We start from the raw sequence: 14547 nt of genomic DNA, 5'->3' as shown, positions 1-14547 counted from the left end.
AAGGCCATCGATGTCCGATCTGACACAAGCGGTCCTCGCCGGGGCCGAACCCGCCGAGCTGCTCGCCTGCGAGCTGCCCAGCTGGTTCCGCGCCGCCTACACGCTCAGGGACGAGACAGGAATCTTCGCCGGCGAGTCCGACAAGGACGTACGCCGCTCGGTCCACGTGGGCTCGGTCGAGATGCCCGAGCTCGCCCCGGACGAGGTGGTCGTCGCGGTGATGGCCTCGTCCGTCAACTTCAACAGCGTCTGGACGGCGGTCTTCGAGCCGGTCCCGACGTTCGCGTTCCTGCACCGCCGTGCGCGCGAGGGGCGGTGGGGAGCGCGGCACGACCTGCCCTACCACGTCATCGGCTCGGACGCCGCCGGCGTCGTGGTCCGTACCGGCGCGGCCGTACGGCACTGGTCGGCCGGCGACCGCGTGGTCGTCTTCCCCGGGGTCATCGACCCGGGCGACCCCGCGTCGCAGGACGACGGGCTCCTGGCCGCCGAGCCGCTCGCCTGGGGGTATGAGACCAACTTCGGCGGCATGGCCGAGTTCGCGATCGTCAAGGGCAACCAGCTCATCCGCAAGCCCGAGTGCCTGACCTGGGAGGAGGCCGCGGCGAACACGCTGTGCGCCGGGACGGCGTACCGGATGCTGGTCGGCGGGCACGGCGCGCGGATGAAGCAGGGCGACGTGGTGCTGATCTGGGGCGCCACGGGCGGCCTGGGCGGGTACGGGGTGCAGTTCGTGCGCAACGGCGGCGGGGTCCCGGTCTGCGTGGTCGGCTCGGAGGAGAAGGCCGAACTCGTCCGCGCGCTCGGTGCCGAATACGTCATCGACCGCAGCACGCTCGGCCTCGGCGAGCAGGGTCTTCGCGACCCCGCGGCGTGGCGGGCGATCGGCGGCCTGGTCCGGGGCCTGGCCGGCCGGGATCCCGACATCGTCTTCGACTACCTCGGCCGGGAGACGTTCACGGCGTCGGTCTGGCTGGCCGCGCGGGGCGGCTCCATCGTCACCTGCGGGTCGAGCACCGGGTACTGGCACGAGTACGACAACCGGCATCTGTGGATGAAGGTCAAGCGGATCATCGGCAGTCACGGCTGCACCTACCACGAGGCCGTCCAGACCAACCGGCTGATCGAGCTGGGTATGGTCACGCCGACGCTGTCGAGGACGTACGCGCTGGAGGACGCGCCGGACGCCCTGCGCGCCGTTCAGCTCAACGAGCACGTCGGCAAGGTCGGCGTGCGGTGCCTCGCGCCGTCGGACGGGCTCGGCGTCGCGGACCCCGAGCTCCGCCGCCGGATCGGCGAGGAGCGGCTCGGCGTCTTCCGCCGCGCCGGACACCCGATCGGCCGGTGAGCGGGAGACCTTCCGCCGACGGCGGATTCGCCGGGCGCGCGGGGCCACCGGCCCGCCGCCCGGCGGGCCGGCCGGGCCTGGATCCGTACGGGCCCGGCCGGCCCCCTTCTTTCACTCAGGCGCCGGGGGCGGCGTGGACGCGGTCGCCGCCGACGTAGGTCTGGAGTACGCGCGTCGCGCCGATCTCCTCAGGCGGGCTGGCGAACGGATCGCGGTCGAGGACCACCAGGTCCGCCAGCTTGCCCGGCTCGATCGTGCCGGTGTCGTCGAGATGGTTCACGTACGCGCTGCCCGCGGTGTACGCGGCGAGAACGGTGCCGAGGTCGAGCCGCTGTTCCGGTAGGAACGCCGGGGTGCTCCCGTCGGCGCCGGGGGCCCTTCGGTTCACCGCGACGTGCATACCCTTGATCGGGTCGGCGCTGCTGACCGGCCAGTCGCTGCCGGCCGCGAGGGTGGCGCCCGCCCGGAGCAGGTCGCCGAACGGGTACTGCCGTGCCGCGCGCTCAGAGCTCAGGAACGGGATGGTGAGCTCGTCCATCTGCGGCTCGTGCACCGCCCAGAGCGGCTGCAGGTTGGCGGTCGCACCGAGCACGCGGAACCTCGGCACGTCGTCGGGGTGGACGACCTGCAGATGCGCGAGGTGGGGCCGGGTGCCCGTCCAGCCGTTGGCGCGCCGTGCCGCCTCGACGGCGTCGAGCGCCTCGCGTACCGCACGGTCGCCCAGAGCGTGGAAGTGCACCTGAAAGCCGTGCGCGTCGAGTCGGGTGACGTGGTCGCACAGGGCTTCGGGCGCCACGAACGAGATGCCGGAGTTGCCGGAGGCACGGCCGTGCCCGTCGAGGTACGGGCCGAGCATCGCGGCGGTGTGGTTCTCCGCGATGCCGTCCTGCATGATCTTCACGCTGGTGGCGCGCATCCGGCCGCCGCTCAGCCGTTCGCGCCGTTCGAGCAGCTCGGGGATCTGCTCCGCGCCGCGCTCGCGGTCCCACCACAGGGCGCCGACGACGCGTGCGGTGAGCAGTCCCTCGCGTTCCGCCGTGAGGTAGGCCGGCGTCGCGTCGGCGGTCAGCGGGTTGCCGCCGACGATGGCGTCCTGCCAGGCGGTGATGCCGTACGAGTGCAGCAGTGCCTGGGCCCGCAGCAGCGCGGCGACGAGGTCGGCGGCGGCAGGACGCGGCACGAGGTCGCCGACCAGCCGCATCGCGCCCTCCTGGAGCATCCCGGCCGGGCGGCCGTCCGCGTCGCGCTCGACGCGGCCGTCCCCCGGGTCCGTGGTGGCGGCGGTCAGCCCGGCGAGTTCCAGGGCACGGGTGTTGACCCAGGCGCCGTGGTGGTCGCGGTTGACGAGGTAGGCGGGCCGGTCCGGGACGAGGTCGTCGAGCTGCTCGCGGACCGGGGTGCCGCCGGGGAACGCCTCCAGGGACCATCCGCCGCCGGTGATCCAGGGCAGGCCCGGGTTCGCGTCGGCGTACGCCCGGATCCGCCCCCGGTACTCCTCCAGGGTCACCGCCCCGGTGAGGTCGCACTGGCCCAGCTCCATGCCGCCGCCGACCGGGTGGACGTGGGCGTCCTGGAAGCCGGGCACGAGCAGCCGCCCGGCCAGATCGATCACCTCGGTGCGCGGCCCGATCAGCTCCCGTACGTCGTCATGGCCGACCGCGACGATCCGGTCCCCCCGTACGGCGACGGCCGTGGCGCGGCTACGCGCGGCGTCGGCGGTGTGCACCGGACCACCGGTGAAGACCAGGTCGGCGGCGTCCATCGGCGTTCTCCTCGTCCTGTCGGGGACCTGTCCGGGTACTCCCATCGTCCATCGGCGGGATGGGGGCGGCGCGGGGCCCCTAATTGGTTTGCCAAACTGTCGGTGCCCTCGGCCATCATGTGTTGTGCTAGCTAAAGCTGCACATAAGTGCACTATCGGGCGAAATCTCACGATTGGAACACGGAATTGAGCGCGCTCTCATCACCCCAGGTGGCGGACGGCCCACCGAAGGCGACATCGGGAGGGCTCGATCGGGGCGTGCTCGCGGTCGCCATGGTCGTCGTCCTCGGCGCCATCATGTCGATCTTGGACGTGACGGTCGTCAACGTCGCCATCAACCGGCTGGCCACGGAGTTCGACTCCCCGCTGTCCACGATCCAGTGGGTGGCCACGGGCTACACGCTGGCCCTGGCCACGGTCATCCCGGTCACCGGCTGGGCCTCGTCCAGGTTCGGCACCAAACGTCTCTACATGATCTCCATCGCACTCTTCGTGTGCGGCTCGGCGCTGGCCGGCATGGCCTGGTCCGCCGAGTCCCTGATCGTCTTCCGGGTCCTGCAGGGCCTGGGCGGCGGGATGATCATGCCGGCCGGCATGACGATCCTCACCCAGGCCGCCGGCCCGAAGCGGGTCGGCCAGGTGATGAGCATCGTCGGCGTCCCGATGCTGCTCGGCCCGATCTGCGGCCCGATCCTCGGCGGCTACCTGGTCGACGACGTCTCGTGGCGCTGGATCTTCTTCATCAACCTGCCGATCGGCATCGTCGCGCTGTTCCTGTCCGCCCGGATCCTCAAGCGTGACACCCCCAAGCCGGGCGAGCGTCTCGACCTCCTCGGCCTCCTGCTGCTGTCACCCGGCCTCGCCCTGCTGATCTACGGCCTGGCCACGGGCGCCCAGCACAGCGACTTCAGCTCGACCGAGGTCCTGGTCACCACGATCACCGGAGCGGTGCTGGTCGTGCTCTTCACGATCCGCGCACTGATGGCGACCAACCCGCTGATCGACCTGCGCCTGCTCAAGCGCCGCTCGGTCGCCGCGGCGCTGGGCACGATGGTGCTGTTCATGTGCGCGTTCATGGGCGCGATGCTCCTGCTCCCGCTCTACTACCAGGTGGTGCGGCAGGAGAGCGCCCTGGCCTCGGGCCTGCTGCTCGCCCCGCAGGGCTTCGGCGCGATGGTCACGATGCCGATCGGCGGCAAGCTCACCGACCGCGTCGGCCCGGGCCGGGTCGTCCTGCTGGGCCTGGTCATCGTGATCGCCTCGGTGGCGACCTTCACCGGATTCCTCCAGGCGGACACGTCGTACTGGATCCTCGGATCGATCCTGTTCGTCATGGGCCTGGGCATGGGCCTGACGATGATGCCCACGATGGCCGCCGCGATCCAGACGCTGGTCCACGACGAGGTGCCGCGGGCCAGCACGATGCTGAACATCTTCCAGCAGGTGTCGGCGTCCGTGGGCACGGCGCTGATGTCGGTGCTGCTGGCCACCAGCCTGGCCGACAAGCTCGGCACACCGTCGGGTGGTGGCCTGTCGGCCACCCAGCACGTCACGCCCCAGGTCATCCAGAAGATCGCCGGCCCGATGGCGGACGCGTTCCAGCACACCTACTGGTACGCCGTGGGCCTGCTCACCCTGGCGTTCATCCCGGCACTGTTCCTCCCACGCCGCACCCCGGACGCCACGTCCGCCGACGAGGCCCCTGCCGAGATGCCGCTCCCGATCCACTGACGCTTTCCCCACGCACGTCCCGGCCCCGCGACCGCCACGGTCGCGGGGCCGGCCCTTTCCCGGGCGCCCGAATTTGCACCCGACCGCGCCGATGTCCAGCAACCGGTCCACCAGTTCACGCGGCCGCATGCCGTATCCCGCCTCGGCGTCCACCGTGACCGGCACCGCCCCTGCGACCCGCCCGGCCGTTCGGCTCGACGCCGAGCTGGTCTGTGTCGCCACCGCTCTGGTCCTGCCGGGTTGTGATTCAGAGCGCCGGTGGATGCGCGTAGCGCCCGGGCGGATCGGGCATTGGTTCCCGCGTCTGCCGGGCCAGTCCGAATACAACCGCCAGTCGCGCGCTCTGGCTCAGGTTCTGGTTTTGGTCGCGTTGTGGCCGGCCAGAGCAACTCCCAGCTGGCACGACGCTCACGCTGTTCGGGTTCGGGTTGGGGCCGGGCGCGCGGGCGCGCGGGCGCAGGCGGGCAGGCGGGCAGGGCGATGCTGGCCGGTTGCGGTTGATGGATGGCGCGCTGGTGCGCTCCGGCGCCTCACGCGCCATGGTGAACCGCTCGCAGATGGGGGAGATGGCCGGCTACGGGCATGATGCCTCCAGCAGGCTTTCTACTGGAGCACCAAACTGATGCTCATCACCATGGCGGACGGGACGGTGACCGCGTTCAGCCTGGCCCACCCCAAAGAACCCGGGCGAACGCGAACAGGCCCTGCATCTGCTCCACGTCCACCAGATCGCCGCCGGCGACTGCCCGATCGTGTGTGACAAGGGTTTTGCCGGAGCAGGGATCGGAAAGCCGACCTGGGACATCCGCTCATCCGCGCCCCGGGATGGCGAGCCACCCCAGTTCAACGTCTTCCCGGCCTGGCTATGCCAACAAATCGAAGCGAACCTTGAAGGACCAAGTCGGCCTCGAACGCCACGCCGCGCGCACCACCGAAGGCCACTGGACACGGGCATCCCAGCGGATCCTCGCCCTCAACGTAGCCATCTGGCACAACCGGCTCATCGACGCACCCATCAAACGATCACTGATCGCCTACGACCACTGACCGACCCATCCCCATCAACGATCCGGGGGCAACCGCGGTCTCGGGGATCGTTGATCGTCCGGTGGGGCGTCCGGCCGATCAGGTGCGGTCGTGGAGAGTGACCTGGTAGCCGTCGGGGTCGGCGAAGGTGAACGTCCGGCCGAAGGGGCCGTCGATCGGTGCGGAGACGATGGTGTGGCCGTCGGCGGCGAGAGCATCGTGTATGGCCTGGACGTCTGTGGCGTGGAGCCAGATCGCGGCACCGATGCCGGGCTGGGCGACGGATGCGAGATCGGTGCCGGGAATGACGTCGCGGAGCGCGAACGCGATCGGCTTCGTCTCGAAGACGACGGCATGCGGAGGCCCGGCCTGAGAGCGGACGAGGCCCAGGTACTGCTCGTAGAACGCCTGCGAAGTGTCGAGGTCGCGCGCTTGGAGCGAGATGAAATCGGGGCCGGTCGCGGGCATGATGATGCTCCTTATTCGTGTCAGTTTTCTGACACAGCTCAATCTATGTCAGAATGCTGACATGAATCAAGTCGGTGTCGACCTGGAGACGTCACTGGGCTACCTGCTGAAGGAGGCGTCGAGCGCTCTGCGAGCCGCCATGGAGGAGGTGCTGCGGCCGCTCGGGATGAACGTGACGCGCTACTCCTGCCTCGAACTGCTGGCTCAACGACCGGGCTTGTCGAACTCCGAGCTCGCGCGGGGCGCGTTCGTGACACGCCAGTCGATGAACGTGCTGCTCCAGGCCCTGGAGCGAGAGGGCTACGTGACCAGGCCCGCGGAGGCACCCGTCGGGAAGGTTCTTCCGACACGGCTCACGCCTCGCGGGCGGCGGAGCCTGGAGAAGGCGACCGTAGCGGTCCGGTCCGTCGAGGTCAGGATGCTGGCCGGCATGACCGAGACCGAGCAGTCAGGCGCGTTCCGGATCCTGCAGAGCATGATCCATTCCCTGCGCGACGGCGACGGCGACGGCGGCGCATAGCCCGCCCCCCGGCGCACGTCTCGTCCCGCCCGGACAGGAGTGCGGCCGAGCGTGAAAATCCGTGCCGGCGACCTCGAGAACCGGCACACCCTCTTCTGCGGTGAGCCCCAAATTCGGATATTCGGCCCCAACTCGCCTCCAGATCGCCCCGCTCTCCCACGCGGGAGACGCGAAGACCATTAGGTTGAGGGCGTTCCGCCAAGCACCCCGGCTCGCGCGCGGCGGCATCAGGCGCACGGGTGGCGTGGGCCGCACACATTCTCCGAAGGGCTGATACGACGTGCCGGCTGAGCCCACGGCAGAGTGGCCCGCCTCACTCGACGTCGCGAAACAGATCGCGGACGGCTGGAGTCCCACCCCGTTCCGTGAGTTCGTCCTCAAGATCCACAGCCGCTGCGACCTCGCGTGCGACTACTGCTACATGTACGAGATGGCCGACCAGAGCTGGCGCGGCCGGCCGCGCCACATGTCGGCCGACGTGGTCGCGAACACGGCCGCCCGGATAGCGGAACACGCCCGCGACCATGGCCTCACCTCGATCGAGGTCGTCCTGCACGGCGGCGAGCCACTGCTCGCGAGCCATGACCTCATCACCGACATCGTCACGACGATCCGCTCCAGCGCCGGGCCGGAGGTGGACGTCCGGCTGAGCCTGCAGACCAACGGCGTACGGCTCGCGTCCTACCTCGACCTGCTGGACAAGCTGGACGTGCGGGTGGGGGTCAGCATCGACGGCGACGCCGTGGCCAACGACCGGCACCGCCGGTATCCGCACGGCGGAAGCAGCTACGACGCGGTCGCGGCCGGCCTGCGGCTGCTGTCCACGCGCTTCCGGCACCTGTTCGGCGGGCTGCTGTGCGCGATCGACGTGGCCAACCCGCCGCTCGCGACGTACGAGGCGCTGCTGGAGTTCGATCCACCGGCCATCGACTTCCTGCTGCCGCACGGCAACTGGTCCGAGCCACCGCCCGGCCGCGTCCCGGGCTCGGCCGCGACACCGTACGCCGACTGGCTGATCGAGATCTTCGACCGCTGGTACGCCGCCCCACGGCAGGAGACCCGGGTCCGCCTGTTCAGCGAGATCATTCACCTACTGCTCGGCGGGGCGTCGGCCAGCGAGGCGATCGGGCTCTCCCCTGTAACGGTCATCGTCATCGAGACCGACGGAAGCATCGAGCAGTCGGACATGCTCAAGTCGGCGTATTCGGGTGCGCCCGAGACCGGCCTGCACGTCGCGCACGACCCCTTCGACACCGCGCTCATGCTGCCCTTCGTCGCGGCGCGGCAGGTCGGTGAGCTCGCCCTGGCGGACGAGTGCCGCCGCTGCGCGGTACACCGCGTCTGCGGCGCCGGCCTGTACGCGCACCGGTACCGTCCGGGCTCGGGTTTCGCCAACCCCTCGGTCTACAGCCCGGACCTGTTCCGGCTGATCTCCCACGTATCGAACGTCCTCACCACCGATCTGTCCGCACGCGCGAATGGGAACGCATGAGCGTCGACTTCCACCAGCTGCCCCGCGAGCACGAAGCTGACCGGAATTCTCGACATCGTGCAGTTGTCGCGGCCGGACAACGGCTCGCGCTACTGCGCACCTGGCGCGACGACCCGCGTCCGGCGAGCGGTCTGCTGCAGGGCGTCTACGCCTTCTGGCAGTAACCGCCTTCCGGCGTCGCGAACGCGCAAGCGGCGCGACGGGCCACGCGGACAGCGAGTCGCCCGCTGGCGCGAGTCGGCCTGCCTGGGCGCCGAGACACTCCCGGCCAGCGGCCGCCTGACGACGCCGGCGATGAGTTCGTCTCTGGCGTGCACACGACCCTGCTCGGCTGGCAGCACGACCCGGTCCCGGCGGAGGCGCTGGACCAGGCGCGGCGCGAGAACGAACGACACCGGACATCGTGGCGACGGCGAACTGGCGAAATTCCCGTACCCGCCCGCTGACGGCACCCTCAGATCAGCGGCGGGTCGAAGTCGAAGTCAAGGTGCCGCCCTGCCTTGGCGGTCCGCACATCCGGATGGTCGGGATACAGCACCCGCTCATAGATGGGGAAGGTCACCTCGGTGAGGGCCGCCGCTTCTTCGTCCTCGCCCAGGGCCCGGAGATCGGCGATCAGGTTGGCAGCACATCCCAACGCGACCGGATGCTCCTCCCCCAGCATGAAACGCACGCGTCCCAGCGTCTCGGTCCCACGAGCGCGGGCTCCCTCGAGATCACCGAGCGCCGCCAGGTCACTCGCCAGGTTGATCGCGACGTTGAGTGAGTAGTGGTGGTCAGGCCCGAGTTTGTCCTCGAGCCCGGCCAGGCTCCTTTCGTCGAGTTCACGCGCCGCGTCCACGTCATTCTTCATGCGATGGAGCAACGCGACGTTTCCATCGCAGGCAAGGGTGTAGGGGTGGTGGGATCCGTAGACCGGGGCGTAACGACGCGTCGTGTCCATGGCCCGAGCGAATGCCTCGTCGACGAGCCCCGCGCTTCGCTCGGCGTTGGCCAGGCAGGTCGCGGCGGCCAGAGTGTCGGGGTTGTCGAGGCCGAACAATCGCCTGGACCGCTCATGGACCTCGCGGGCCATCTCCAGGGCCTGCTCGAACGCACCCGCCCGCCGCAGCGCGATGGAGAGGTCTCTTTGGGTGCGAAGAGTCCAGAAATGCTCCGCTCCCAGCTCCTGGCGCCCATATTCCAGCGCGTCCTCACCGAGATCACGAGCGACCGTGTATTCGCCGTGCTGCCGGATCACGCGAGCGAGGCCATTCCACGAGCTGAGAATTTCGACCTTGCTCGCTCCGGAGGACGGCTCGCGCTGTTGCATGTAGACGGCCATATGAAGCTCTCTGGCCTCCCGGTACCGGCCAACGAGGCCGAAGTCCAGGGCCAAGTTGTTGATGCTGCGGAGCGTCCATGGATTCTGTTCACCGAAGACCCGCACGTGCCGGTCGCGCGTGTCCTCATCTCGTTCGACGGCTTCGGCGAACCGTCCGAGGGCGCGCAGGTCGGCTCCGAAACCGCGCGCGATCGTCAGCGTGACCTCGTCATCCTCGCCGAAGATCTCCTGCGCCTGGGCCAGCGCCGCTTCGTCGGTCTCTGCCGCCTGGGCGTAGTCCCCGAGCTCGCGAAGGATGTCGGCCCGATGACTCTGTGCGGTCAGGAGCAGACGGTCGTTGCCTTCTCCCGTTTTGTCTTGCCAGCGGCGTAGGAAGTCCTCCACCATCGACTGTGCCGCCTGACGGTTGCCGGACTGGTAGAGGTACCTCACTACTTTGAGGACGAAATCTCGCACCGAACGGTCGTCGCTTTCGATGACCCGGGCCGGCTCCAGATGAGGCACCAGCTCGCCGAAGCGCGGCCACTGCCCGCCCTCATCGGCTCTCGGCGGGGCGCCCCGTACGAGCAGGATGTGCACGTCATGGCGTAATGACGCCTGGTCGGCCGCACCTACCTGCTCACGGAGCAGCGCCTGGACCAGCCGGTGAACCTGGATGGTCCGGCTCTCCGAGCTCACCCTGGCGAGCGCGAAACGGCTCAGCTCGCCCACGGCCCGGGTCAGCATGATCGGGTCCGCGAGCACTGAGCTCAGCAGAGGGCGGGTCAGCCCGCTGGAACGGCTCAGGATGTCGCGCGGGACCGGGTCCGGGCCGAAGAAGGCCAGACAGCGCAGCAGCTCGACCGCCTCGGGAAGCCGGGACTCCAGTGTCGCGACCGACAGACTCCATGCGGCGGACATGGAGTTGGGGTAATCGGCCGGCCGATTCTCGTCCATGAGCTCCCTCGACCGCTCACTCAGCAGACCGAGGTACTCGTCGACCGACATTCCCGTCTCGGCTTTCAGCGCGGCGGCCTGCTCCAGGGCGAGAGGCAGGTCGCCCAGAGCGGCGGCGAGGCGCTCGGCCTCCGACTCCGTGATCGCGTTGGGGACACGCCTCCGGAGGAACTCCACGCTCTCTTCGCGCCGGAACACGTCGATCTCCAGCGTCTTGACCCGGTCGCGCCAGCTGTAGTTGCGCGTCGTGAGGAGCACATGCCCGGGACCGGTAGGTATCAGGCCCGTCAGATCCTCTGGTTCGATCGCGTTGTCGAAGACGAGCAGCCAGCGATCATAGGGGTCTCCTTTGCTCAGCGCGTCGAGCACGGCCTGCGCCGCCTCGTTGGTGCCGCTGACAGAGGAAGGCGGCAACCCGAGCCGGGGCGCGAGCGAGGCAAGAGACGAGCGCACGAGCGCCGGCTGGTCAGCGGGGATCCACCAGACGAGGTCGTACTTGGAGCCGTACCGATAGACGTACTCAACGGCCACCTGGGTCTTGCCCACACCTCCCATGCCCTGAAGCGCGTGGGAGGTCGTCTCGCCGATTTGCCTCTCGGAACTGGGCAGGACCGCCGTCGCCGCGTCACCGATGCGCGCCCGGAGGAGTTCGAGGAGCTCGGATCGTCCGGTGAAGTTCTTGTTCTGAGCGGGTACTCCGCCCCAGATCTCCGGCGGTCGACCACGCTCACTGGAAATGGTCACGCCTGTACCTCCGCCTGGGCCGCTGGTTCGATTATGCGGCCATCATAGGCGAATACGCCATACGGGCCATGACCAGCAATTCCTTGTCCGGTAGGATCTACCGCCCCAATCGGTATGCCGCGAAGTCGCGAGACACTTCGAGGCTGGACGAAAGCCGCCTTTTACGAAAATCGGACACCCCGAAATCTTTCCACCGATCGCGGGCTCGGCGGCGGGCCAGTAGCCACCACGCCGGTGAACTGCGCTAAGTGGGGCCCCGGTATCATGAGGCTCACCAGTTCCAGACACCACAAAAGGGACCAAATGAGCGACGATGCCCCACTGGCCACTCGTGATCTGCCCTACCTCGCCGGCAGGTCTCTTCGCGAGCTGCGCCGAGCCACTGAGAGTCCGCTTGACCTAGCTCTGAGCCGCATACTCGAGGAAGACAAAGCCACGAGCGGAGCGTCTGCGGGCTTCCAGAATCGCATGTGAGCCAGGGGTGGTCACCGCCGGGCCGCCAGGGGGCGAGGAGGCTGACGGCTCGCGCCCGGACTAATTCGCTCTTCTCCGGACGATCCACCCAAACTCGGAGGCACGGCACCTGTCCGGTGCTTTCCGGACTGAGCGCGAAAGCCGGAGGACTCTGTCGTTCTGGTTATTGCGCGATCGTCCGGATGGCGCCCTGGTCCTCCGACGTTGCTTTTAGATCTTGCTCTATCGGGGCTCGTTCTCGTTTGCTGGGATCAGAGCCAGATAGGGAAAGGCCTCATCCTCATGTTGCTGAACCAGGCGTACACCGGTATCCGAAAAGCCAAAAATTGGCCGTCGGTAATGGGACTCACGACGCCCCGGCCGAGGCCCCCGCCGCGATGGACCTCCTCCGGTGCTGTGCGTTCTTCGGCGCCGGCCCCATCCCGCTCGAGTCGCTCGAGCGCGGACGCTACTTCCCCGAGTCGGCGCTGCACACCACGCTCCTCGATCCGATTCTGAGAAGCCGGGCCATCGGCGCGCTGGGACGTACGGCCCTCGTCCGGGTGAATCCGGTGAGCCGGACCATCCAGATCCACCGCCTCGTGCAGGGCGTCGTACGCGACGGAATGTCCGAGGCGGACGCGGAGCGGTCACGGCATGACGTTCATCTGCTCCTCGCCGCGGCCGATCCCGGCGACCCGGACGACTTCGACAACTGGCCACGGTACGAGGAGCTCCGCGGCCACATGGACCCGTCCGACGCGGAGGGCTGCCGGCACGTGACCGTACGGCGGCTGGTCCTCAACATGGTCCGCTACCTGCGCGTCGTCGGTGAGCCCGTGGCCGCCCAGACCCTCGCGGACCGGGCACTCGACCGGTGGCCGACCACGGACTCCGGCGACGCGGAGGCGCTCGCCATGAACCTGGCCATCAACCGGTCCAAGGTGGATGCCCTGGTCGCCCTCGGCGAGTACGAAGAGGCGTTCGCGCTCAGCCGGTCCTCTCTGGAGGCCAGATCGGGTGACGAGAACCCGGACACCGTCATCCTCGGCAGGTCGACCGGGGTCGAGCTGCGCTGGAAAGGAGATTTCGCGAAGGCGCTCGAAGCCGACGAAGCCTCCGTGGACGCCCATACACGCATCTTCGGGCGCGATCACCCGCAGACCTTCATGGCGACCAACAATCTCGCCGTCGACCACGCCCTCAACGGCCGGTACGGCAAGGCCGTCCAAGAAGACGAGAAGGTCTACCGCGACTGTCTGACCTTCTACGGCCGCAATGACCACCCCGCCGTGCTCGTCTACCAGAACGCGATGGCGCGGAGCATGCGGCACGCGGGTCACTATCGCGAGGCGCTCGAGTCGGCCGGACAGGTCTATGAGGGATATCGCTCGCTCATCCGCCGCAGGATCCTCAGGGAGGACCACCCGTGGGTCCTGGTCCATGGAAACGACCTCGCGGCGGCACGCAGAGACGCGGGGGGCACGAATGCCCTCTCGCTGGCATCCGACGTCCACAACCGATGCTGGCGGATCCTGGGCGTGGACCACCCGCAGACGCTCGCCACGGCCATGACGCTGGGAAGCATCCTGCGGGGTGCCGGCCGTTATTCGGACGCTCTGGACGTCCTCACGGACGCGGTACGGCGTTATGAGTCGAAGCTGGGTGCCGACCACCCGTACACCCACGCCTGCGGGGCGAGCCTGGCGGCCACCCGGCGTCAGGACGGTGCGCCGGCGGCGGCGACCGGACTGATCGAGAGTGCGCTGACCGGGCTCCGCGGCGCCCTCGGTGACGACCACCACTTCACGCTCATCGCAATGATCACCCATGCCGGCGCACTCGCGGATCTCGGCGATCCGCAGGCCGCGCTGGACGTCGGACGCGAAGCGCTCGACGGGCTGCGGCGAACGCTCGGCCCCGACCATCCCCACACGCTCGCCTGTGCGGGGAACCTCAGTCTGGTCCTGTCGGATCTCGGCGGTGAGGAGGAGGCGGCGACTCTGCGCGCCGACACCCTCGTCCGCTACCAGCGGTCGCTCGGCGAGCAGCATCCCGCCGTCTCCCTGTTCCTGCAGCGCCGCCGGCTCGACGTCGACTTCTCTCCCGTACCCATCTGAGACGGACGGCCGGCCATCGCGCCGACGGCCTGGTCAGGACCCGGCCGAGCAGCCCGGGGTGGAGTGCAGGCGCTGGTCGGAGCGGTACTGCAGGAGGAGCACCGAGCGTACGGGGCCGTCCAGGGCCGTGTAGCCGTGTGGCAGCAGCGCGTCGAAGCCGACGTAGTCGCCCGGGCCCAGTTCCACCTCGCGGCCGTCGACCCGGACGCCCAGCCGGCCCGCCTGCACGATCGTGTGTTCGGTTCCCAGGTGGCCGAGGGAGTCCTGCCGCGACCGGACCACCTGGTCGTACACCTCGAAGACCGTGTCGCCGGTCACGATGCTGCGCAGCGGGTGCAGGTCGACGCCCTCGCCGCTCAGCGCCTCGACCTCGGCGGCACGTACGACCGTCAGGCCGTTGCCCCGGCGCTGGTCGAGCAGGTCCGAGATCGGCACCTCCAGCGCACGGGACAGGCTGAAGACCGTCTCGATCGTGGGGTTGCCCGCGCCGGCCTCCAGCTGCGAGAGCGTCGCCTTGCCGATCTTCGAGAGGCGTGACAGCTCGGACAGCGACAGATTCCGCCGCGTACGGGCGTGCCGGAGGTTGGCGGCAAGCAGCTCTCGCACCGACTCATCCGTCACGA

The 14547-nt window shown here is 69.1% G+C and carries 10 protein-coding genes and 1 pseudogene; 7 read left to right on the top strand and 4 right to left on the bottom strand.

Going from position 1 to position 14547, the window contains the following annotated elements; genetic code table 11:
• Positions 1–10: 10 nt before the first annotated feature.
• Positions 11–1348 (top strand): crotonyl-CoA carboxylase/reductase, encoded by a 1338-nt coding sequence (gene ccrA / locus FB559_RS23225; RefSeq protein ID WP_141957592.1) that lies wholly within the window; start codon positions 11–13, stop codon positions 1346–1348.
• A 115-nt stretch (positions 1349–1463) separates the two neighbouring features.
• Here ccrA and FB559_RS23220 read toward each other — a convergent pair whose 3' ends face one another.
• On the bottom strand, positions 1464–3110 hold the full coding sequence (locus FB559_RS23220; protein ID WP_141957591.1) for an amidohydrolase: 1647 nt from the start codon (positions 3108–3110) through the stop codon (positions 1464–1466).
• Between the two features lie 210 nt (positions 3111–3320).
• On the opposite strand from FB559_RS23220, the gene FB559_RS23215 reads away from it, so the two are divergent.
• The gene (locus FB559_RS23215; protein WP_246121943.1) at positions 3321–4841 is read left to right on the top strand and encodes a DHA2 family efflux MFS transporter permease subunit; all 1521 of its coding nucleotides are present in this window, start codon (positions 3321–3323) and stop codon (positions 4839–4841) included.
• 127 nt (positions 4842–4968) lie between these two features.
• Positions 4969–5888: pseudogene (locus FB559_RS46800) on the top strand (IS982 family transposase).
• Between the two features lie 78 nt (positions 5889–5966).
• Here FB559_RS46800 and FB559_RS23200 read toward each other — a convergent pair.
• Positions 5967–6335, bottom strand: coding sequence for a VOC family protein (locus tag FB559_RS23200; RefSeq protein WP_141957590.1), 369 nt, complete (start codon positions 6333–6335; stop codon positions 5967–5969).
• Positions 6336–6396: 61 nt separating this feature from the next.
• On the opposite strand from FB559_RS23200, the gene FB559_RS23195 reads away from it, so the two are divergent.
• The 3 genes from FB559_RS23195 (at position 6397) to FB559_RS23185 (ending at position 8511) form a co-directional block, all read left to right on the top strand.
• Positions 6397–6855, top strand: a complete 459-nt coding sequence (locus FB559_RS23195; protein ID WP_141957589.1) for a MarR family winged helix-turn-helix transcriptional regulator — start codon at positions 6397–6399, stop codon at positions 6853–6855.
• 280 nt (positions 6856–7135) lie between these two features.
• A complete protein-coding gene (locus tag FB559_RS23190; RefSeq protein WP_246121941.1) occupies positions 7136–8347 on the top strand; it encodes an FxsB family cyclophane-forming radical SAM/SPASM peptide maturase in 1212 nt (403 codons plus the stop codon).
• Complete coding sequence (locus tag FB559_RS23185) at positions 8344–8511, top strand: HEXXH motif-containing putative peptide modification protein (RefSeq protein WP_141957588.1); 168 nt, start codon at positions 8344–8346, stop codon at positions 8509–8511. The genes FB559_RS23190 and FB559_RS23185 overlap by 4 nt, the downstream gene beginning before the upstream one ends.
• A 290-nt stretch (positions 8512–8801) precedes the next feature.
• On the opposite strand, the gene fxsT (FB559_RS23180) is transcribed toward FB559_RS23185, so the two are convergent.
• The gene (gene fxsT, locus FB559_RS23180) at positions 8802–11351 is read right to left on the bottom strand and encodes an FxSxx-COOH system tetratricopeptide repeat protein (protein ID WP_141957587.1); all 2550 of its coding nucleotides are present in this window, start codon (positions 11349–11351) and stop codon (positions 8802–8804) included.
• Between the two features lie 656 nt (positions 11352–12007).
• Here fxsT (FB559_RS23180) and fxsT (FB559_RS23175) point away from each other — a divergent pair.
• Positions 12008–13924: an FxSxx-COOH system tetratricopeptide repeat protein gene (gene fxsT, locus FB559_RS23175; RefSeq protein WP_246121939.1), complete on the top strand. Its 1917-nt coding sequence runs from the start codon at positions 12008–12010 to the stop codon at positions 13922–13924.
• Between the two features lie 33 nt (positions 13925–13957).
• On the opposite strand, the gene FB559_RS23170 is transcribed toward fxsT (FB559_RS23175), so the two are convergent.
• Positions 13958–14530, bottom strand: coding sequence for a helix-turn-helix domain-containing protein (locus FB559_RS23170; RefSeq protein WP_246121937.1), 573 nt, complete (start codon positions 14528–14530; stop codon positions 13958–13960).
• Positions 14531–14547: the final 17 nt, after the last annotated feature.

It is taken from the genome of Actinoallomurus bryophytorum, from assembly GCF_006716425.1.
GTDB lineage: Bacteria > Actinomycetota > Actinomycetes > Streptosporangiales > Streptosporangiaceae > Actinoallomurus > Actinoallomurus bryophytorum.
The sequence above is the reverse complement of the archived record's forward strand: the minus strand, read 5'-3'. Positions and strand labels throughout refer to the sequence as shown.

What these genes read in the sequence shown, in the direction of transcription:
- fxsT (WP_246121939.1), top strand. Translation starts at nt 12,008, where the DNA reads ATGGCGCCCTGGTCCTCCGACGTTGCTTTTAGATCTTGCTCTATCGGG.
- FB559_RS23220 (WP_141957591.1), bottom strand. Translation starts at nt 3,110, where the DNA reads ATGGACGCCGCCGACCTGGTCTTCACCGGTGGTCCGGTGCACACCGCC.
- FB559_RS23195 (WP_141957589.1), top strand. Translation starts at nt 6,397, where the DNA reads ATGAATCAAGTCGGTGTCGACCTGGAGACGTCACTGGGCTACCTGCTG.
- FB559_RS23200 (WP_141957590.1), bottom strand. Translation starts at nt 6,335, where the DNA reads ATGCCCGCGACCGGCCCCGATTTCATCTCGCTCCAAGCGCGCGACCTC.
- FB559_RS23185 (WP_141957588.1), top strand. Translation starts at nt 8,344, where the DNA reads ATGAGCGTCGACTTCCACCAGCTGCCCCGCGAGCACGAAGCTGACCGG.
- ccrA (WP_141957592.1), top strand. Translation starts at nt 11, where the DNA reads ATGTCCGATCTGACACAAGCGGTCCTCGCCGGGGCCGAACCCGCCGAG.